Annotated in this window: 13 protein-coding genes and 2 pseudogenes; 10 read left to right on the plus strand and 5 right to left on the minus strand. The window is 73.9% G+C overall.

Annotation, left to right across the window (positions count from 1 at the left end; all coding sequences use genetic code 11):
* Positions 1-4: 4 nt before the first annotated feature.
* A pseudogene (locus A6F73_RS23820) lies at positions 5-1,708 on the minus strand (glycoside hydrolase family 15 protein); the annotation flags it as partial.
* Between the two features lie 135 nt (positions 1,709-1,843).
* Positions 1,844-2,011 (minus strand): annotated as a pseudogene (locus A6F73_RS44410) (trehalase-like domain-containing protein); the annotation flags it as partial.
* A 720-nt stretch (positions 2,012-2,731) separates the two neighbouring features.
* Between A6F73_RS44410 and A6F73_RS23825 the strand changes: the two are divergent.
* From A6F73_RS23825 to A6F73_RS23870, 10 genes are all read left to right on the plus strand, one after another.
* Positions 2,732-4,411 (plus strand): CTP synthase, encoded by a 1,680-nt coding sequence (locus tag A6F73_RS23825; protein WP_079135937.1) that lies wholly within the window; start codon positions 2,732-2,734, stop codon positions 4,409-4,411.
* Positions 4,412-4,504: 93 nt separating this feature from the next.
* Entirely contained in the window at positions 4,505-5,152 is a 648-nt protein-coding gene (locus A6F73_RS23830) for an NUDIX hydrolase (protein ID WP_063349653.1), read from the plus strand.
* Between the two features lie 175 nt (positions 5,153-5,327).
* Positions 5,328-7,529 (plus strand): tetratricopeptide repeat protein, encoded by a 2,202-nt coding sequence (locus A6F73_RS23835; protein WP_159398524.1) that lies wholly within the window; start codon positions 5,328-5,330, stop codon positions 7,527-7,529.
* 261 nt (positions 7,530-7,790) lie between these two features.
* Positions 7,791-8,906, plus strand: a complete 1,116-nt coding sequence (gene ald, locus A6F73_RS23840) for an alanine dehydrogenase (RefSeq protein WP_063349655.1) — start codon at positions 7,791-7,793, stop codon at positions 8,904-8,906.
* A 382-nt stretch (positions 8,907-9,288) separates the two neighbouring features.
* A complete protein-coding gene (locus tag A6F73_RS23845) occupies positions 9,289-10,455 on the plus strand; it encodes a ParA family protein (protein WP_107452940.1) in 1,167 nt (388 codons plus the stop codon).
* Positions 10,452-11,039, plus strand: coding sequence for a hypothetical protein (locus A6F73_RS23850; protein ID WP_063349656.1), 588 nt, complete (start codon positions 10,452-10,454; stop codon positions 11,037-11,039). Before A6F73_RS23845 ends, A6F73_RS23850 begins: the two co-directional genes overlap by 4 nt.
* A gap of 185 nt (positions 11,040-11,224) precedes the next feature.
* Positions 11,225-12,091, plus strand: coding sequence for a segregation/condensation protein A (locus A6F73_RS23855; RefSeq protein WP_079135939.1), 867 nt, complete (start codon positions 11,225-11,227; stop codon positions 12,089-12,091).
* A gap of 386 nt (positions 12,092-12,477) precedes the next feature.
* Positions 12,478-13,113, plus strand: a complete 636-nt coding sequence (gene scpB, locus A6F73_RS23860) for an SMC-Scp complex subunit ScpB (protein WP_279634960.1) — start codon at positions 12,478-12,480, stop codon at positions 13,111-13,113.
* 63 nt (positions 13,114-13,176) lie between these two features.
* A complete protein-coding gene (locus A6F73_RS23865; protein ID WP_063349657.1) occupies positions 13,177-14,535 on the plus strand; it encodes a pseudouridine synthase in 1,359 nt (452 codons plus the stop codon).
* Between the two features lie 315 nt (positions 14,536-14,850).
* Entirely contained in the window at positions 14,851-15,834 is a 984-nt protein-coding gene (locus A6F73_RS23870; RefSeq protein ID WP_159398525.1) for a helix-turn-helix domain-containing protein, read from the plus strand.
* 85 nt (positions 15,835-15,919) lie between these two features.
* On the opposite strand, the gene A6F73_RS23875 is transcribed toward A6F73_RS23870, so the two are convergent.
* The 3 genes from A6F73_RS23875 to A6F73_RS23885 form a co-directional block, all read right to left on the minus strand.
* On the minus strand, positions 15,920-16,282 hold the full coding sequence (locus tag A6F73_RS23875; RefSeq protein WP_063349658.1) for a DUF952 domain-containing protein: 363 nt from the start codon (positions 16,280-16,282) through the stop codon (positions 15,920-15,922).
* Positions 16,283-16,361: 79 nt separating this feature from the next.
* Entirely contained in the window at positions 16,362-17,909 is a 1,548-nt protein-coding gene (locus A6F73_RS23880) for a mucoidy inhibitor MuiA family protein (RefSeq protein WP_063349659.1), read from the minus strand.
* A gap of 3 nt (positions 17,910-17,912) precedes the next feature.
* Positions 17,913-20,306 (minus strand): DUF4139 domain-containing protein, encoded by a 2,394-nt coding sequence (locus tag A6F73_RS23885; RefSeq protein ID WP_079135941.1) that lies wholly within the window; start codon positions 20,304-20,306, stop codon positions 17,913-17,915.
* Positions 20,307-20,690: the final 384 nt, after the last annotated feature.

Genomic DNA, 20,690 nt, shown 5'->3' on the forward strand with positions numbered 1-20,690 from the left:
ACCGCTAGACCGTCGCCTGTTCGACCCGCTCGGCCGCCAGGCCGTCCGGCTGGGCGGACAGGTAGGCGCCGCCGCAGGCGGTCAGCCGCAGTGCGGTGTCGATCAGCGGGACGTGGCTGAAGGCCTGCGGGAAGTTGCCGACCTGGCGCTTGAGCCGCGGGTCCCACTCCTCGGCGAGCAGGCCGAGGTCGTTGCGCAGCGCGAGCAGCCGGTCGAACAGCTCGCGCGCCTCCTGCACCCGGCCGATCATGGCGAGGTCGTCGGCCAGCCAGAACGAGCAGGCCAGGAAGGCGCCCTCGTGGCCGGAGAGGCCGTCGACGTTGTTGCCGCTCTCGTCGTGGGTCGGGTAGCGCAGCACGAAGCCGTCCTCGGTGGACAGCTCGCGCTGGATCGCCTCGATGGTGCCGATGACGCGCTTGTCGTCCGGCGGCAGGAAGCCGACCTGGGGGATGAGCAGCAGCGAGGCGTCCAGCTCCTTGCCGCCGTAGTACTGGGTGAAGGTGTTGCGCTCCGGGTCGTAGCCCTTCTCGCAGACGTCCCGGTGGATGGTCTCGCGCAGCTCGCGCCAGCGCTCCAGGTGGCCGTCGGAGGGGGCGTCCTCGGGGGTCTGCTCCAGCAGCTTGATCGTCCGGTCGACGGCGACCCAGGCCATCACCTTGGAGTGGACGAAGTGCCGGCGCGGGCCGCGGACCTCCCAGATGCCCTCGTCCGGCTCCTGCCAGTGGTCCTCCAGGTACTCGATCAGGCGCAGCTGGAGGTGGTGGGCGTGGTCGTTGCGGACCAGGCCGGTCATGTGGGCCAGGTGCAGGGCCTCGACGACCTCGCCGTAGACGTCCAGCTGGAGCTGGCCGGCCGCGCCGTTGCCGACCCGGACGGGCTGCGAGCCCTCGTAGCCGGGCAGCCAGTCCAGCGAGGACTCGGTGAGCTCGCGCTCACCGGCGATGCCGTACATGATCTGGAGGTTCTCCGGGTCGCCGGCGACGGCGCGCAGCAGCCACTCGCGCCAGGCCTTGGCCTCGTCGCGGTAGCCGGTGCGCAGCAGCGAGGAGAGGGTGATCGCGGCGTCGCGCAGCCAGGTGTAGCGGTAGTCCCAGTTGCGCTCACCGCCGATGTCCTCGGGCAGCGAGGTGGTGGGGGCGGCGACGATGCCGCCGGTGGGGGCGTAGGTGAGGCCCTTGAGGGTGATCAGGGAGCGGATCACGGCCTCGCGGTAGGGGCCCTGGTAGGTGCACTGGGCGGCCCACTCGTGCCAGAAGTCGGTGGTGGCGTCGAGCATCTCCTCGGCGTCCGGGGCCTTCGGCGCGTCCAGGTGGGAGGCCTGCCAGGTCAGCGCGAAGGCGATCCGCTCGCCGGCGGTGACGGTGAAGTCGGCGTAGGTGGTCAGGTCGCGGCCGTAGGTCTCGGACTCGCCGTCCAGCCACACCGAGTCGGGCCCGGCCACGGCGACGGTGCGGTGGCCGCCTCCGGCCTGCTCGACCCGGTGCACCCAGGGCACGATGCGCCCGTACGAGAAGCGCATCCGCACCGCCGAGCGCATCCGGACGGTGCCGGCCACGCCCTCGACGATCCGGATCACCTGGGGGACGGCGTCGCGGCCGGCCAGCGGGCGCGGCGGCATGAAGTCGATCACCCGGACGGTGCCGCCCTGGGTGTCCCACTCCTGTTCCAGGACCAGCGAGTCGCCCCGGTAGCGGCGGCGGTCGGCGGGCACTGCGGGGGCGGCCGCGGTGGGCGGCGGGACCCTCAGATCGGCGGTGTCGGTGAAGCGGGGGAGGCCGAGGGCGGGGGCGGCCGGGGTGGGGGGTGCCGCGGGGGTGGGGACTTCGGTCGCGACGGCTTCGGCCGGACCGATCCGCCAGAAGCCGTGTTCATCGGTGCCGAGCAGGCCGGCGAACACGGCCGGAGAGTCGAAGCGGGGCAGGCAGAGCCAGTCCACCGCCCCGTCCCTGCTGACCAGGGCAGCGGTCTGCATGTCCCCGATGAGTGCGTAGTCCTCGATACGGCCGGCCACGTGGATCTCCAGTTCGCAATGTGGTCACGACGCATCGGCGATCTGGGGGAGCGAACGGTCTGCGGGGCCGGAGCCCACCCCGGGACGTCCGGCCCGCCGAAGGGTGGTGGCGGGCCTTGCTGGAGTGTCCGCGCGGGGCTCGGTCGAGCCCCTGGGGTGGGAGGGGAGGAGCTGGAATACGGGGAGGTCCGGTCGCGCATCGGGGACCGGGAGTGTCCTGACCTCCCACGCCCTCCGCGTGCTCGTGCTGTCGGCGATGCGTCCGTGCAGCTTACGACGGACGAAAGGGGCGAAGCACGCGGGCGCAGCCTCGTGTGGCGCCACAATTCGGCGGAAATGCCGTGCATCGCGAGGACGCCGGGCAGGATGGTCCGGACGGATCAGTTCCGCCTGGTCCCAGTGGAGGGGCTGTCATGGCCCGAACGGAGTGCTCCGAAGTGGCCCGGTCCGGCCGTGGTGCGACCGGTGTGACGGCTGCGCCGGATGATGCGCCGGTGGTGCGCCCCGCGCACGCCCCCGGGGCGCCGCGAGCGGGCCGGAAGGCGTCCGGGTCGGGTCACTGATACCCTGGTATCCCGTGGACCGGTGGGATCAAACGCCCCGGACCAGCCGAATCGACGACCCCCCGAGTGCCGTGCACCGCACCGCCTCCCGTCGTTCGGCGAGTCGAGAGCATCCCGCCCACGTCACCTTCGACACGCGACCCACGGGAGCCCCCTCTTGGCACAGCCCCATTCCGGCAAGGCAGCGAACGGCCGCGCCGTGACGACCAAGCACCTCTTCGTCACCGGGGGTGTCGCCTCTTCGCTCGGCAAGGGCCTCACCGCCTCCAGCCTTGGCGCGCTCCTCAAGGCCCGCGGCCTGCGCGTCACCATGCAGAAGCTCGACCCGTACCTCAACGTGGACCCGGGCACCATGAACCCGTTCCAGCACGGTGAGGTCTTCGTCACGGACGACGGCGCCGAGACCGACCTGGACATCGGCCACTACGAGCGGTTCCTGGACACCAACCTGCACGGTTCGGCGAACGTCACCACCGGCCAGGTCTACTCCACCGTCATCGCCAAGGAGCGACGCGGCGAGTACCTGGGCGACACCGTCCAGGTCATCCCCCACATCACCAACGAGATCAAGTCCCGGATCCGCCGGATGGCGACCGAGGACGTCGACGTGGTGATCACCGAGGTCGGCGGGACCGTCGGCGACATCGAGTCGCTGCCGTTCCTGGAGGCCGTCCGCCAGGTCCGCCACGAGGTCGGCCGGGACAACGTGTTCTTCGTGCACGTCTCCCTGCTGCCGTACATCGGCCCCTCGGGCGAGCTGAAGACCAAGCCCACCCAGCACTCCGTCGCCGCGCTGCGCAACATCGGCATCCAGCCCGACGCGATCGTGCTGCGCGCCGACCGCGAGGTCCCGCAGGCCATCAAGCGCAAGATCTCGCTGATGTGCGACGTGGACGAGGAGGCCGTGGTGGCGGCGATCGACGCCAAGTCGATCTACGACATCCCCAAGGTCCTGCACGGCGAGGGCCTGGACGCCTACGTGGTGCGCCGGCTCGACCTGCCGTTCCGCGACGTGGACTGGACCACCTGGGACGACCTGCTGCGCCGCGTCCACGAGCCGCAGCACATCGTCAAGGTCGCCCTGGTCGGCAAGTACATCGACCTGCCCGACGCCTACCTGTCGGTGACCGAGGCGCTGCGTGCCGGCGGCTTCGCCAACAACGCCCGGGTCGAGATCAAGTGGGTGACCTCGGACGACTGCGAGACCCCCGAGGGCGCCCGGGCGCAGCTCGGCGACGTGGACGCGATCTGCATCCCCGGCGGCTTCGGCGACCGCGGCGTCAACGGCAAGGTCGGCGCCATCACCTTCGCCCGCGAGAATCGCGTCCCGCTGCTCGGCCTGTGCCTGGGCCTGCAGTGCGTGGTCATCGAGGCGGCCCGCAACCTGGCCGGCCTGCCCGAGGCCAACTCCACCGAGTTCGACGCCGCCGCCAAGCACCCGGTCGTCTCCACGATGGCCGAGCAGCTGGCCATCGTCGACGGCAAGGGCGACCTGGGCGGCACCATGCGCCTGGGCCTGTACCCGGCCAAGCTCGCCGAGGGCTCGATCGTCCGTGAGGTCTACGGCGGCGAGCAGTACGTCGAGGAGCGCCACCGCCACCGCTACGAGGTCAACAACGCCTACCGCGCGGACCTGGAGAAGACCGGCCTGCAGTTCTCCGGCCTCTCCCCGAAGGGCGACCTGGTCGAGTACGTCGAGTACCCGCGCGAGGTGCACCCGTACCTGGTGGCCACCCAGGCCCACCCGGAGCTGAAGTCCCGCCCGACCCGCCCGCACCCGCTGTTCGCGGGCCTGGTCAAGGCCGCCATCGAGATCAAGACCACCGCGGCCGAGTAAGTCGTCGGTCGTTCACCGGACGGCGGCCCCGCGATTCCCGCGGGGCCGCCGTCCGGCGTTAGATTGTGTCGCACTGACGAAAAGGGGAGAGCGATGGACGAGCAGCGCGACCAGGGGATCGCCGACGTGGCCGAGGAGTGGGAGGTCCGGGAGAGCCGGACGCCGTTCCAGGGCAAGGTCACCGGCGTGCGCAGCGAAGAGGTCCGGATGCCCGACGGCAGCTGGGCCCGCCGCGACTACCAGACCCACCCCGGCTCGGTCTCCGTGCTCGCCCTGGACGCCAAGCAGCGGGTGCTGGTCCTGCGGCAGTACCGCCACCCCGTCCGCCAGCGCCTGTGGGAGCTGCCCGCCGGCCTGCTCGACGTGCCCGGCGAGAACCCGTGGCACGCCGCGCAGCGCGAGCTGTACGAGGAGGCGCACTGCAAGGCCGACACCTGGCGCATCCTCGCCGACTACTACACCTCCCCCGGCGGCACCGACGAGGCGCTGCGGATGTTCCTCGCCACCGACCTCGCGGAGGCCGAGGGCGAGCGCTACGCGGCGCAGGGCGAGGAGCAGGAGATCGAGGTCGCCTGGGTGCCGGTGTCCGACCTGATCCGGCTGATCCACGCCGGGCGGCTGCACAACCCGACCCTGATCACCGGCACGCTCGCCGTGCACGCCGCGCTCACCGGACCGGACGGGCTGGACGGGCTGCGCCCGGCGGACTCGCCCTGGCCGGCCCGGCCCTTCGAGGGGTGAGCGAACGGCCCGTACGCCTCCTGAGCACCCTGCTGTTGATCCGCGAGGGTGATTTACCGGTTCGTACGACCGGATGTCACCTCGGCTGAGCCGGACGGTCGAACTACGCTTCGCAGACAGGGCGCCCGTCCCGGGCCGCCTCCGCTGAGGCCGGATGACGTCGGGAGTGGCACGGGTGGCGAGGAAGACGGCGACGATGGACCCCGGCCCCGACGCGCCCGTCGGGGCCGTTCCGGGCCTCGACCGGCTGCCGGCCGGGCCCGCACTGTTCGTCGGGCGGCGCACCGAGCTGGCCGCGCTGCGGGCGGCCGCCGCGCGCCCGGCCACCGGCCGCAGCCCGGTGCTGGTGCTGGCCGGCCGCCCCGGCTCCGGCCGCACCACGCTGGCGGTCCGCTTCGCCCGCACCGCCGCCGCGGACCACCCCGACGGCGTGCTCTTCGCGCGCCTGTCCGCCCCCGACGGCGGCCGGGTGACGCCCGCCCGGGCCGCCCGGCTGCTGCTGGAGCAGCTCGACCCCGAGGCCCCCGTGCCGCTGCCCGGCGCCACCGGGGACGGGCGGGACGAGCCCGCCTGCGTCGCGCTGCGCGAGGCGCTCGTGGGTCGCCGGGTGCTGCTGGTGCTGGACGACGTCCGGGATGCCGGGCAGCTGTGGCCGCTGCTCGCCGACGAACCCGGCTGCCTGGTGCTCGCCACCACCGCCGGGCCGCTCACCGGCATCGAGGACATCGACCCGGTGATCCTCGGCGGGCTCGACCGGCAGGCCTCCGGCGAACTGCTCGCCGACCTGGTCGGCGGCACCCGGATCTCCTGCGACCCGGTCGGCGGCGCCGACCTGGCCGAGGCCTGCGCGGCCCGGCCGGCCGCCCTGCGGCTGATGGCCGGGTGGCTGCGCGGCGACCCGAAGGCGGCCGTCACCGAGGCGGCGCGCGAGCTCACCCGGGTGGTGGGCGAGGAGTCGGCGCGGTCGGCGGCGCCGAAGGGGGAGGGGGAGAAGGCGGAGAAGCCCGTCCAGGGGCCGAAGACCGCCCAGGCGTCGACGCCCGGGAAGGCGGCGAAGCCCGTACAGGGCACGGCGTCGGGGAAGGCCGCGAAGCCTGTACAGGGCACGACCTCGGGGAAGGCCGCGAAGGCCGTTCAGGGGCTGAAGGCTGCCCAGGCGTCCACGCCCGGGAAGGCCGGGAAGGCCGCGACGCCCTCGGCGTCGGGGGAGAAGCCGGCCGAGGGCCCGGCGCCGGAGCCCGCCGCCGCCGAGACGGCCGGGGAGCAAGCGGCCTGGGTGAAGCCCGGCCCGGAGCCGGCCGAGCCGGTGCCCGTACCCGACAGCGACCCGCTGATCGGCGCGTTCACCCTGCTGTACGGCACCCTCCCGGCCGCCCAGGCGCGGATGCTGCGCACCCTCACCCTGGCCCCGGCGCAGACCGCCGACCCGCGCACCGCCTCCGCCCTGGTCGGCTGCCCGGCACCGGAGGCGGCTGTGACGCTCGCCGCACTGGCCGAACGGGAGCTGCTCGGCCAGGAGGCGCCGGCCGCCGACGGCAGCCCGCGCTACCGGGTGCCAGGCCGTCTCTACCCGAGGCTGGTCCGGCTGCGCGAGCAGGAGGACCGGCCCGCCGAGACCGAGCTCGCCCGGGCCCGGCTGCTGGAGCGGCTGGTCCGGCTCACCGAGTCGGCCCGCGCCCTGCTGGACCCGGCGGGCGGCCCCGGGCCGGACCCGCTGCCCGCCGCCCTGCGGCTGGGCTCGGCGGCGCACGCCCGGGAGTGGCTGCTCGGCGAGCGGGACCTGCTGCTCGGGGCGGTGGCCGACGCGATCGGCCAGGGCGACCTGGACGGCTCGGCGGGCCGGCTGGTCACCGCGCTGCTGCGGACCCTGCCGCTCACCGGCGCCGCCCCCGCCGACCTCTACCGGCTGCACGAACTGGTGCTGACCGTCGCCGAGCGGCACGGCCGACCCCGCCGGGCCTCGGCCGCGCTGCTCAACCTGGGCGACCTGCAGGCCGCCGCGGGCCGCTGGGAGCAGGCCGTCGCGCACTACCGGGCCGCCCTGGAGCACGCCCGCACGGCCGGGGACGAACCGCTCTGCGCCCGGGCCCTGGAGGGCGCCGCCGGCTGCCACCGCGCGCTCGGCGACGCGGTGCGCGCCGCCGACTGGTACGGGCGGGCGCTCGGCCTGCGGCAGTCGATGGGGGAGCCCGCCGCCGAGGCCCGGCTGCTCGCCCGGGTGGCCGAGGCGCACACCGCACAGCGCCGTTTCGACGAGGCGGACCGCGAGTACCGGGCCGCGCTGGCGGTGCTGCGCAGGCTCGGCGACGAGCGCGGCCGGGAGGCCGTCGGGGCCGCCCTCGCGGACCTGCGGGAACGCGTCGACGCCGGGTGGTGAGGGGTATTTCGGAGGTATTGTCGAAGATGCCCGGTTAACACACCTTTGGTGGGAAGATCGCAAGGGAAGCCTACGAACCTGCCAATGTGTTCGGCAGATTTATTCACTTTGGAAGGCTGACACGCCGACTGGGCTTCATTACACTCGAACTCAGTCGCGCAGCGATCCCCGCCCCGGGCTGCCCCGGAGGCTTCCCCACGTGCGCGTCGCCCGCCGGTCTTCTCCGGTAGGGACCCCCATGGCAAGAGGACGTGTTTAGCCGTGAAGGTCGGCATCCCCCGCGAGGTCAAGAACCACGAGTACCGCGTGGCCATCACGCCCGCCGGCGTGCATGAGCTGGTCCGCAACGGACACTCGGTCTACATCGAGGACAACGCCGGTGTCGGCTCCTCGATCCCCAACGAGGAGTACGTGGCCGCCGGCGCCACCATCCTCCCCACCGCCGACGAGGTGTGGGCCACGGCCGACCTGCTGCTGAAGGTCAAGGAGCCCATCGCCTCCGAGTACCACCGGCTGCGCAAGGGCCAGACCCTCTTCACGTACCTGCACCTGGCGGCCGACCGCGCCGGCACCGACGCGCTGATCGCCTCGGGCACCACCGCCATCGCGTACGAGACCGTGCAGCTCGGCAACGGCGCGCTGCCGCTGCTCGCCCCGATGTCCGAGGTCGCGGGCCGTCTCGCCCCGCAGGTCGGCTCGTACCACCTGATGCGCCCGGCCGGCGGCCGCGGCGTGCTGCCCGGCGGTGTGCCCGGCACCCACCCGGCCAAGGCCGTCGTCATCGGCGGTGGCGTCTCCGGCTGGCACGCGGCCACCATCGCCATCGGCATGGGCTACGACGTGACCCTGCTCGACCGCGACATCAACAAGCTGCGCGAGGCCGACCGCATCTTCGGCACGAAGATCAAGGCCATCGTCTCCAACACCTTCGAGCTGGAGAAGGCCGTCATCGAGGCCGACCTGGTCATCGGCGCGGTGCTGATCCCGGGCGCCAAGGCCCCGAAGCTCGTCACCAACGAGCTGGTCTCCCGCATGAAGCCGGGCTCCGTGCTCGTCGACATCGCCATCGACCAGGGCGGCTGCTTCGAGGACTCGCACGCCACCACGCACGCCGAGCCGACCTTCCAGGTCCACAACTCGGTCTTCTACTGCGTGGCCAACATGCCGGGCGCCGTCCCGAACACCTCCACCTACGCGCTGACCAACGCGACGATGCCGTACGTCGTCGAGCTGGCCAACCGCGGTTGGAAGGAGGCGCTGCGCCGTGACCCGGCGCTCGCCAAGGGCCTGAACGTGCACGAGGGCCAGATCACCTTCCCGGCCGTGGCCGAGGCCTTCGGCCTGGAGTCGGTCTCGCTGGAGAGCGTGCTCGCCTGATCCGGTGATCCAGTGATCTGCTGATCCGGCGATCCGCTGATCTGGCGATCCAGTGATCCGGTAGGCCGCCCGGCGGTCGTTCGCCCCCGACCCGATCCCCTCGGGCCGGGGGCTTCGCCGTGCCCGTGAACGGGTGGTTGAGCGGGCGGGTCGCTCTGTCGTCAATTTCTGTCGGTCGTGTCACCCCACCGCAGAAACGTTAGGGTCAACGGCCTACTCATCCCTTGACATCGGCCCGCCCGATAGTCGACACATCCGGCCCACTACCGTGGATTGTGTTGCTGCGAACGCCTTGAACGGCCTAGAGTCGCAAACCGTCGGCATGCTGCCACGCTGACGAATCGACATAGAGTCCTGGATGCCCAAGGAGGTAAGACGACTTGTGAATGAGTCGACATTTGCTCCCGGGGGTGGTCAGCCAGGACTGGCGGAGCGCACCGCCGGCCAGCCGAGTGAGGAGCCCGGGGCCCGGCAGCCCTCCGTGGGCTCGGCCGAGGTCGGCTCGGTCGCACTCCGTACCTTCGAAGCACGCCAGAACACAGCGCAGGTGACCACGGTGACCGATCACGACGCCGACTTGGCGGCCTACGGCCTGGCCTACGGCGAGTTCGCCTACGGTGCCTACGACGACCCGGACGCCGAGTACGAGCCGGACCCGGAGTACGCCGCCACGCTGGCCCCCGACGCCGCGCGCCAGCGCCGCGAGCGGGTCGGCCCGACCGGCCGCCCGCTGCCGTACTTCCCGATCCCCGCCCCGGTCGCCGAGCACGGCCCCGCGCAGATCATCGCCATGTGCAACCAGAAGGGCGGCGTCGGCAAGACCACGTCGACCATCAACCTGGGCGCCGCGCTGGCCGAGTACGGCCGCCGGGTGCTGCTCGTCGACTTCGACCCGCAGGGCGCGCTCTCGGTCGGCCTCGGCGTCAACCCGATGGAGCTCGACGTCACCGTCTACAACCTGCTCATGGAGCGGGGCCTGACGGCCGATGAAGTGCTGCTCAAGACGGCCGTGCCGGGCATGGACCTGCTGCCGTCCAACATCGACCTCTCCGCCGCCGAGGTGCAGCTGGTCAGCGAGGTGGCCCGGGAGTCCGCGCTGGCCCGCGCGCTGAAGCCGCTGCTGCCCGACTACGACTTCGTCATCATCGACTGCCAGCCCTCGCTGGGCCTGCTGACGGTCAATGCGCTGACCGCCGCTCACAGCGTCATCGTCCCGCTGGAGTGCGAGTTCTTCGCGCTGCGCGGCGTCGCACTGCTGACCGAGACCATCGAGAAGGTGTGCGAGCGGCTCAACCCCGAGCTGCGCCTGGACGGCATCCTCGCGACCATGTACGACTCGCGCACCGTGCACAGCCGCGAGGTGCTGGCGCGCGTCGTCGAGGCGTTCGGCGAGCACGTCTTCCACACCGTCATCGGGCGGACCGTGCGCTTCCCGGAGACCACCGTCGCCGGCGAGCCCATCACCACGTACGCGACCAACTCGGTCGGTGCCGCCGCCTACCGCCAGCTCGCCAGGGAGGTGCTCGACCGGTGCCGCCCCGCCGAGTGAGTCTCCCGGGGGCCGACGAGCTGTTCCGGACCACCGGCGGGATGGCGCTGTCGCCCTCCCTCGCGCCGCGTCCGGCCGCCGACGCAGCCAGAGCGGAGACCGCGCGGACCGTCCACGGCACGGACGGCGCCGAAGGCGCCGAGGACGCCCAGGACACCCAGCGCACCGGCGAGGCCGGGCGGCAGCCGTCCCAGGACCAGCAGCCGGCCGCCGGCGCACCGGCGGGCGCCCAGCCGCCCGCCCAGCGCTCCGCCTCGTCGGCCGGGCCCCAGGGCGCCGTACCGGCCGGCCGCCAGCACCCCGGCACCGCCGAGGAGCAGGCCGGCGGCACCGGGCGCGCCCGGCCGCGCGGCCGCGCGCCGCGCCGCCCCAGCGGGCGCGAGCGGCACGACGAGAAGATCACCGTGTACGTGTCCGCCGAGGAGCTCATGGACCTGGAGCACGCCCGGCTGGTGCTGCGCGGCGAGCACGGCCTGGCCGTGGACCGCGGGCGGATCGTCCGGGAGGCCATCGCGGTCGTCCTGGCGGACCTGGAGCAGCGCGGTGAGGCCTCCATCCTGGTCCGGCGGTTGCGCGGCCGCTAGGCCCCTTCCCGGGCGTCGGTAGTGCTTCTGGTGCTGCCGGTGCGGTGCCTCCGGTGCGGCGGTCCCGGTGTGGCGGTCCCGGCGCGGCATCCCTGGTGTGGCGTGTCGGCGTCCTGCGGTGTCGACGGCGTGTCGACGGCCCCGGGGGCGGGGCGGGCGGCCGGGCCGGGTGAAGATGGACCGTCATGCCGAGCACCGCCGAACCACCCACCACCGCCGTGAACGCGACCGAGGAACAGCCGCGGGGCGGTTTCCGGGTGCGGCTGGACAACTTCGAAGGCCCCTTCGACCTGCTGCTCAGCCTGATCGCGAAGCACAAGCTCGACGTCACCGAAGTGGCGCTGGCCACCGTCACCGACGAGTTCATGGCACACATCCGGGCGATGGGCCCGGACTGGGACCTGGACGCGGCGACCGAGTTCCTGGTCGTCGCCGCGACCCTGCTCGACCTCAAGGCCGCCCGGCTGCTGCCCGCCGCCGAGGTCGAGGACGAGGAGGACCTGGCGCTGCTGGAGGCCCGCGACCTGCTGTTCGCCCGGTTGCTGCAGTACCGGGCGTACAAGCGGGCGGCGGCTCTCTTCGGCGAGCGCTGGGCCGCCGAGCTGGCCCGACGCCCGCGCACCGTCGGGCTGGAGCCCCGGCATGCCGGGCTGCTGCCCGAGGTGGTCATCACCATCGGCCCGGAGCGGCTCGCGGAGCTGGCGGCCAGGGCCATGGAACCCAAGCCGAAACCCGTCGTGTACGTCGACCACATCCACAGCCCGCCGGTCAGCGTGCGCGAGCAAGCCGGGCTGGTGGTCGGGCTGCTCACCGAGCTCGGCGAGGCGTCGTTCCAGCGGCTGGTCGCGGACGCGCCGGACGAGCTGGTGGTCGTCGCCCGTTTCCTGGCGCTGCTGGAGCTGTACCGGGAACGGGTGCTGGCCTTCGAGCAGCCGGAGGCGCTGGGCGAACTGCTGGTGCGCTGGGTGGCGGAGGCGGACCGGGGCGCGGTCGAGGTGACGGACGAGTTCGACCGGCCGGTGGGCGAGCGGGAGCGGGAGGAGAGCCGATGAGTGGTGGGAACGGGAGCCCGAGTGGGGGCGGGAGCCTGAGTGGGAGCGGCGGGGGCGGCGGGGGCGGCGGGCGGCCGGTGCGGCGCCCGCTCGGGCTGCCGGGGCGGCCGCGGGCCGGGGAGTGGCTGGAGCCGGCCTTCGAGCTGCTGCCGGAGCCGGTGGCGGGGCTGCTGCCGGGGCCGGTGAATCCGGTGGCGGCGTCCGTGGGTGTCTCGTCGGAGGGCGAGGCCCGGGTCGTCCACCAGAAGTCGGCCCCGTCGACTTCCGGCGTCGGTGATCTGGTCGGCGTCGCCGATCTGGCCGAGGATGCCGATCTGGCCGAGGATGCCGATCTGGCCGAGGATGCTGATCGGGCCGAGGGTGCTGATTCGGCCGAGGGCGAGGAGGTGGCCGGGGCCGGACTGAAGGCCGAGCTGGAGGCGATCCTGATGGTCGTCGACGAGCCGGCCGGGGAGGAGCGGCTGGCCGGCGTGCTGGAGCGGCCCCGGGCGCAGGTGGCCGCGGCGCTGCGCGAACTGGCCGCCGAATACACCGCCCAGGGCCGCGGATTCGACCTGCGGCTGATCGCCGGCGGGTGGCGGTTCTACAGCCGGGACACCTGCGCTCCGGCCGTCGACCGCTTCCTGCTGGACGGCCAGCAGGCCCGGCTCACGCAGGCCGCACTGGAGACCCTGGCGGTCGTCGCCTACCGGCAGCCGGTGTCCAGATCGAGGGTTTCCGCCGTCCGCGGTGTGAACTGTGACGGCGTGATGCGTACCCTGGTACAGCGAGGACTGGTGGAAGAGGCCGGATCCGAGCCCGAAACAGGTGCGATCCTGTATCGGACGACGAACTACTTCCTGGAACGGATGGGGCTCCGCGGCCTGGACGAGCTGCCGGAGCTTGCTCCCTTCCTGCCCGAGGTCGACGACGTGGAAGCGGAGTCCCTGGAGGGCACGATGATCGCGGAGGCGGTCGCCGCCGCTGCCGTGAAGGCCGTGGACGGCAGTGGCGAGGCCGGTCGGGCTGCGCCTGATCGGTAGGGGGCGGTGAGGTCGGCCGAAACGACCGCACATCCCAGACGGTAACGACGTACGGACACTTTGATGCGTAGCAGTGGCAACGGCAGGAACGGCAGCGGCGGCGGCAGCGGTCGCAGCGGACAGGGCGGGGGCCGGGGCGGCGGCTCCTACGGCGGCAGCGGCAGCGGCCGCAGCGGCTCGGGCTCGGGCTCCGGCTCGCGCGGGGGTTCGTACGGCGGCGGGTCCGGCTCGGGTTCGCGGAGCGGCTCGTACGGCGGCGGGTCCGGCTCGGGCTCCGGCTCGCGCGGGGGTTCGTACGGCGGTGGGTCCGGTTCGGGCTCGCGCGGCGGCTCGTACGGCGGCGGCAGCGGTGCCGGCTCGCGCGGCGGCTCCGGCTCGGGCTCCGGCTCGTACGGGCGTGACAGCCGCCGGGACGACCGGCGCGACGACAACCGGTACCCGGACCGCCCGCTGCGGCCCGAGGAGCGGCGCTACGACCGCCCCGAGTACGGCGGCGGCCCCAACGCCACCCCCGCCCGCGGCGGCTTCTCCGGGCGTCGCCCCAGCCCGGCCCCGCGCCCGCGCCGTGAGGGCCAGGGCGCCCCGGGCGACCCGCGCCGCCAGCCGCAGCGCTCGCGCGAGCTGCAGGCCAAGATTGAGGACGCCGTCCTCGCCCGGCACGACAAGCCGGCCGTCAAGCTGCCCAAGACCTTCGGCGAGCCCGAGGGCGAGCGCCTGCAGAAGGTGCTGGCCCGGGCGGGCATCGGCAGCCGCCGCGCCTGCGAGGAGCTGATCGAGCAGGGCCGGGTCCAGGTCAACGGCAAGCTCGTCACCGAGCAGGGCAAGCGGGTCGACCCGCAGAACGACGAGATCAAGGTGGACGGCCTGACCGTCGCCACCCAGTCGTACCTGTTCTTCGCGCTCAACAAGCCGGCCGGCGTGGTCTCCACCATGGAGGACCCGGACGGGCGCCAGTGCCTCGGCGACTACGTGACCAACCGGGAGACCCGGCTGTTCCACGTCGGCCGTCTGGACACCGAGACCGAGGGCATCATCCTGCTCACCAACCACGGCGAGCTGGCCCACCGTCTCACCCACCCCCGGTACGGCGTGACCAAGACCTACCTGGCCGCCATCCAGGGCCCGATCCCGCGCGACCTGGGCAAGCAGCTGGCGCAGGGCATCGAGCTGGAGGACGGCTTCGCGCGCGCCGACAGCTTCAAGGTGATCTCCAACGTCGGCAAGAACTACCTGGTCGAGGTGACCCTGCACGAGGGTCGCAAGCACATCGTCCGCCGGATGCTGTCCGAGGCCGGCTTCCCGGTCGAGAAGCTGGTGCGCACGCACTTCGGCCCGATCGCGCTGGGCGACCAGAAGTCGGGCTGGCTGCGCCGTCTGACCAACCCCGAGGTCGGTCAGCTGATGCGCGAGGTCGGCCTGTAGACCGGTCGGTATATTTCTGTAGACCGGTCGGTATATTCCGGTCGGGCTATATAGACCGGTCGGTATATTCCCGCTGGAGTCTGTAGACCGGTCGGTATATTCGGGCTTCTGTAGAGGGCCTCCCCGTCGAAAGGCGGGGAGGCCCTCGGTCGTCCGGCGGGGGTGGGTGGGGTGCGAGGCGGGCCGCAACCCCTGGTCACGGCCTTGTCAGTGCCATGATCTGTGGCAGAGGATTGCCACCGGACCACCACCCGCCCAGTGGCGGGACTGCGCCAAGGCCGGCGCCGGTGGGGGGCGAACGGGGGAGACGGCGTCGTGTCGGATGCACCACTCAGCGCACTGGGACTGGCCGAGCCGGACGGACAGGTCTACGCGGCGCTGGTGGCCAATCCGCAGTCCACCGCGGAGGAACTGGCCGAGGGCTGCGGCCTGACGCTCCAGCAGAGCGTGCGCGCCCTGGACCGCCTGGCGCAGCAGGGCATGGCGACTCGGGCGCCGGTGGACCGGCAGCGCTACCTGCCGGTCGCCCCCGACGTCGCGATCGGCACCCTGATCGGCCACCGCGAGTCCGAACTGCGGCACGCCCGGGCCGAGATGCACCGCCTGATGGACGCCTTCCGGGAGGCCTCGCGGTACACCGATCCGGCGCACTCGGTGGAGGTGCTGACCGGTGGCGAGGCGATCGCGCAGCGGCTGGAGCACATCACCGAGACCAGCCAGTACCAGGTCCGCGGCTTCGACCGCCCGCCGTACATCCAGGATCCGGTGACCCCGATCCCGTTGCAGCGGCGGCGGTTGCGGGAGGGTCTGCGGCTGCGGACCGTCTACGACCGGGACGCGGTGGCCTGGCCGGGCCGGCTGGAGCGGAACATCCTGGCCGGGGTCGCGGACGGCGAGGAGGCCAGGGTCCGGCCGTCGCTGCCGATGAAGATGATCATTTCGGACGACCGGATGGCGATCATCCCGATCAGCGTGGGCGACAGCGTCCTCGACGCCGCGTACGTCATCCACCCCTCCGCGCTGCTCCAGGCGCTGGACACGCTGTTCGAGGCGGAGTGGGAGCGCGCCGTCCAGTTGCAGGCCGCGATCGGCACCGGGGACGCGACGCTGGAGCCGGAGGCCGACCACCGCAAGCTGCTGGGCCTGCTGGCGGCCGGCCTCACCGACGAGTCGATCGCCCGGTCGCTGGGCTGGAGCGCCCGCACCACGCAGCGCCGGTTGCAGAGCCTGATGCGCTCGCTGGGCGCCACCACCCGCTTCCAGGCCGGTATGGCGGCCCGGGAGCGGGGCTGGTTGTGAGCTGGCTGACCGGCTGGTTGTGACCGGGGCTGGTTGTGCACCGGGCCGGGTGGGCCGTCGGGGGTGGGCCGTCGGGGGTTGGGCGTCAGCTCCAGGGGGTGAGGGTGGCCCAGCGGCCGTCCGGGCCGCGTTCGACCTTCAGCAGGCCCTTGACGGCGGAGCGGTTGAGCCGTCCGTAGACGTGCGGGAACAGCAGGCCGGGGGTGGCCCCGGGCGGCGGTGCGCCGTGCGGGGCCTCCCACTTGACCATCGGTTCCACCTGTGACTCCTCGATCAGCAGCGCCATCAGCGGGTCGGGAGTGTCGGCGAAGAAGGCGTTGGCCACCGCGAGCGCCGTCTGTTCGTCCGCCGAGCAGTGGATGAACCCGTCGGTGAGCAGCGACGCGGTGGTGTACGGCCGACCGGGGTCGGACAGCCAGTCGTCCAGGGGTGCGAGGTGGAGGATCATGTTCCTGTTCTACCCGGTTTGGTCCTGAGCGGTCGTCACGAGCGGACCGGTGTTCGGACGGCGGCGGAGGCCGGGCTCCTCAGAGCCCGGCGACCTTGGCGGTGGCGGAGACCTCGTAGACGAGCGTGACCGTCCGACGGGCGCCGGGCCCGAGCGGGACGTCCCAGCGGAGGATGCCCTCGGCGTCGAAGGCGTCCGGCGACGGGGAGCACTCCTCCTTGCGCAGCCGCACCTCCACCGCCGACACCTCGGAGACCGGCACCCGCTCGCGGACCGCGACGACCTGCTCGTCCCGCTCCTCCGGGCCGGAGAAGCGGGAGAGGTGCAGCCGCACCGTCCGGGTGGTCGTCTGGCGGCCGGTGAGCCCGGCGGTGGCCTGGCGCTCCTCGGCCTCGCGGACCACCCGGTAGCCGTCCGAGCTGCCGAACGCCAGCTCGGCGTCGGCCCCGGCGGCGGTGAAGCCCAGCTCGCCCCGACCGGTGAAGCCGCTGCCGCGGACCAGCTCGACCGGACCCGCCAGCAGCGGGTGCCCGGCCGCGTTGCGGAACCGGACCACCTGGGTCACCAGCGGGGACAGCTCCGGCGCGCACGCGTACTCGCTGCTCGCCTGCCCGGTGAAGGCGCCGAGCGGCACCCGGTGCGCCCGGCCGTCGGAGGGCACGGTGGCCGGGGCGGGCGCGGGCAGCACCCGGACCTCCCCGCCGTCGTCCACCCCCGGCACCCCGGCGGCCGGGCCGAGCGCGCTGATCGCCTCCTCGCGCAGCTCCACCTCGACCGTGCGGCGCTCCTCCGCGGTGCGCTCGCGCAGCATCAGGACGTCCTCGGCGACGGCGGGCGGGTCGGTGGCGAGGGCCGAGCGGGCGGTGGAGAAGGTGAGCCGGACGCCGGTCCAGTCCTCGCCGGTGCGCTGCCAGACCACCGCCTCCGACTCCAGCCGCAGGCTCCCGCCGTCCAGGGTGGCCCGGTACGAGGGGCGCCAGAGGGCGCACGGCACCAGGTGGGTGACGGCCAGCCCGCTCGGGCCGGGCTGCGCCGCCTCGACGGTGAGCTCCAGGTGGGCGACCAGTTCGGCCGGTTCCTCCTCGGCCTGGTCGAGGGCGATCAGGGCCTGCGAGCGCTCCTGGTCCAGGCGGCGCAGCCGGGAGTGGGTGGTCCGCAGCTCCTCGCCGTGGCGCTCGCGTTCGGCGTCCACCCGGTCCAGTTCGCGGGCCCAGCGGGTGCGTTCGAGCTCACCGATCCCGGCGCCCTCGCCGATCTCGCGCAGCAGGTCGGCGGAGAGCTGGGCGAGCAGCGCCAGCCGGGCCTCCAGGCGGGCGCGGGTCTGGTCGGCGAGGCGGCTCGCGGTCTCCAGCTCGTGCAGCCGGTGGCGCAGCCGGGAGTCCTCCGGGCCGGGCGGCAGCGGGGCGCGGGGGATCCAGTCGCGGACGATCCGGGCGTCCAGCACGCGGGTGCCGGGGGCGGTGGTCTCGGCGCGCAGGGTGCGGTCGACGGCGAGTGTGGTGAGCGGGCCCAGGCGCAGCCGCTGGACGCCCGCGGCGAGGTCGACGGTGGCGGTGCGTTCGACCTGGCTGCGGTCCTCCAGGCAGGTGACGGCGGTGACGGGGAGGGGGATGGTCGTTCCGGTCATCGTTCAGTTCCTCCGGTTTCCACCGACGATGGCCTTTCCGGCCGGGATCTTGATCTGGTAGCCGCCGTCCAGCTCGGTGCGGCCGCCGGGCGGCAGCTCGACCCGCCAGAGCCGGGTGCTGGGCGGGCAGTCCGGCGTGGAGACCGCCGGGGCCTGCCAGTCGGCCCGCTCCTCGATCCGGATCTCGGCGTCGGAGGTGACCGGCACGCGCTCGCGGACCTCCACGGTGACGGTACGGCCGAGCCGGTTCGCCAGCTGGACGTGCACCCGGTGGTCGAGCACGGTGCTGCTGCTCAGCATGCCCGCGGTGGACTCGTGCAGCTCGGTGCGGCGCGCCACCTCGATGCTCTCGGTGACCCCGATGCCCAGGCTCCGCAGCCCGCCCGGGGCGAGGGTGGGCAGGGCGGCGGTGAGCAGGAACTCGTCGTCGACGGTGACCTCGACCGGGCCGGCCAGCACGGCGCGGTCGGTCCGGTTGGCGAGCACCAGGGTGGCGTACACCTTCTCCTCGACGGCGGGGACGGTGACGTACTCCGGGCGGACGGACACCGGGATCTCGTCGATCGTGACGGTGTGCCAGGTGCCGTCGGACGGGATGTCGGCGGGGGCGGTGGAGTCGAAGCGGTGGTCGAAGGAGCCCGCCGACTCGCGGGGCGGGACGGCGTGCCGGGGGAGCGCCAGGTGGCGTACCCGCTCGCCGCCGGTGCCGCCCGGGAGCATCGCCGCCGGCCCGTAGTGGTCGGCCTGGTCGGCTTGCTCGGCCTGGGGGTGCAGGGTGCCGCGGTGGGTGGCGGGTGCGTCGGGGCCGGCCAGGACGAGGCCGGGGTAGTCGAGCAGGGAGGCGTCCGGGGCGAAGCCGGTGCCGGGGGCCTCGGTGCCGCCGCCGCTTCGGCGGGAGCGGCGGGCGAGCGGGTGCAGGTCCGGCGGGGGTGCGCCGCCCGGTGCCACGGGGGCGGGCGGCGGCGCGGAGGCCTGGGGCATCGAGGCTTGGTACATCGAGGCTTGCGGCAGGGGGGCCTGGGGCATCGGGGCGGCGGCGGGCGCACCGCCGTATCCGGCGAAGCTGCCCGGGGCGGGCGGGGGCGCCGGGACGGGTTCGTCGACGTCCAGGGTGCCGCCGCGCCCGGCGGGGGCGGCCAGCCGGGCGGCGTCGGCCACGAGGCCGGCGTCGGCGGGGCGGGGACCGGCGGGCCGGGCGCCGCCGAGGCGGTTGAGCCGGGCGGTTGAGCCGTACGGGCCGGGCGCCGAGGCGGCGAGTGGGGCCTTGCGGCGCGGGGCCGGGCGGGCTCCGGCGCCGGCGTCGTCGTAGCCGGTGAAGAGGTCGGCCAGGCCGGCCGGGGGCTCGCGCCAGCCGGACGGCGGCGGGGCGGGCTGGCTGCGGCCGATCCGCAGCGAGCGGAGCCGGGGCAGGTCGGTGCGGCGGTCGAGGTCGGCGGTGGAGAGGGCGAGCCGGACGCCGGTCCAGTCCTCGCCGGTCTGCTGGGCGACGGAGGCGCGCAGGACGAGCCGGCCGGTGTCGGCGCCGTGGCGGTAGGAGAGGCGGTAGGCGGGCACCCAACGGGCTGCGGGGACGCCGTACTCCAGCTCGATGTCGAGCCGGGCGGGGGGCTCCTCGGGGGCCGGGGCGGGGGCGGGGGCTGGGGCGACGGGCTCCCGGGCGGGTTCCGTGACGGGCTGTGTGGTGAGTGCCGGGGCGGACTGTGCGGTGAGTGCCGAGGCCGGTGTGGTGGTGAGGGTGAGCAGGACGGTGGCGGCGGTCCCGACCGGGTGGGCGGGGCCGGCGGTGGACGCGCGGTCCAGTCGGTCGGCGGCCAACTCGCGCTCGTGGTCAGCGAGTTCGACCTCCCGGGTGAGCTCCTCGGCGCGCTGCTGGAGCCGGGTCAGGCGCTCGTCGACGAAGTCGGCCAGCTCCAGCCAGGCGTCGGCGGGCGTCCGCCGCAGCGGCTCCTCACGCCGCCGCTGCGGCGGTACGGCGCGCAGGGCGGAGGTCTCGGCGATCGCGGTCAGGACCAGTCGGCGGCGCTCGTTGAGTGCGCCCTGGCGCTCCATGGCCTCGTCCAACTCTCGTCGGAGCCTGGGGAGTTCGGTCGGCTCGTGGAACTCGGCGAGCAGCTCCAGCCGGGCCTCGGTGACCGCCGTCCCGCTCGGGCCGTCGAGCACCCGGGCGCGCAGCGAGCGGCCGTCCAGGGAGGAGGGCAGGCCGGTCAGCCGCAGCCGGCCGTCGGCCGGGAGCGGGACGCTGGCCCGGCGGCGGCACACCGCGCCCTCGGCGTAGACCACGACGGAGTCCAGGACCGACGGGTGGGCGGGGACGGCGGGGGGCTTCGGGGGCCCGGCCTCGCTGACGTGGCGGTCCTCGCCGTTCTGCTGATCGTCGCCGCTGTGCTGATCGTCCATGCGCAACCCCTTCGTTCGCGTGCCGTGTTCCGCGTGTCGCCCGCGCCGTGCCCGGGCGGCCAGTCTGCCCCGCTTCGGTGCGGGCGTCGCCGGATTTCGCGGGGTGCGGCGTGTGTGCCCGTCGGCGGGTCTGGTGGGTCTGGCGCGTTCGCGGTGCCTGTGGTGTTTGTGGTGCCTTGGTGCCTGTGGTGCCCGGCGTGCGTCCGCATGGTGTGGGACGGGGGCGGGGCCGCCGTGGTTGCCCAACGGGTGGGCGGTGGGGGCGTGGGTGGGGCGGATGCGAGAGGATGGGGCGCGGGTGCTCCCGGCCCGTGCCGGGGCGCCGACCGGACCGAGAACCGCGAAGTCCCGCGAGGCCGGGTGGCCCGGGAAGTCCCGCGAGGC

Origin of the sequence: Streptomyces sp. MJM8645, assembly GCF_001625365.1 — a bacterium.
Taxonomy (GTDB): Bacteria; Actinomycetota; Actinomycetes; order Streptomycetales; family Streptomycetaceae; genus Kitasatospora.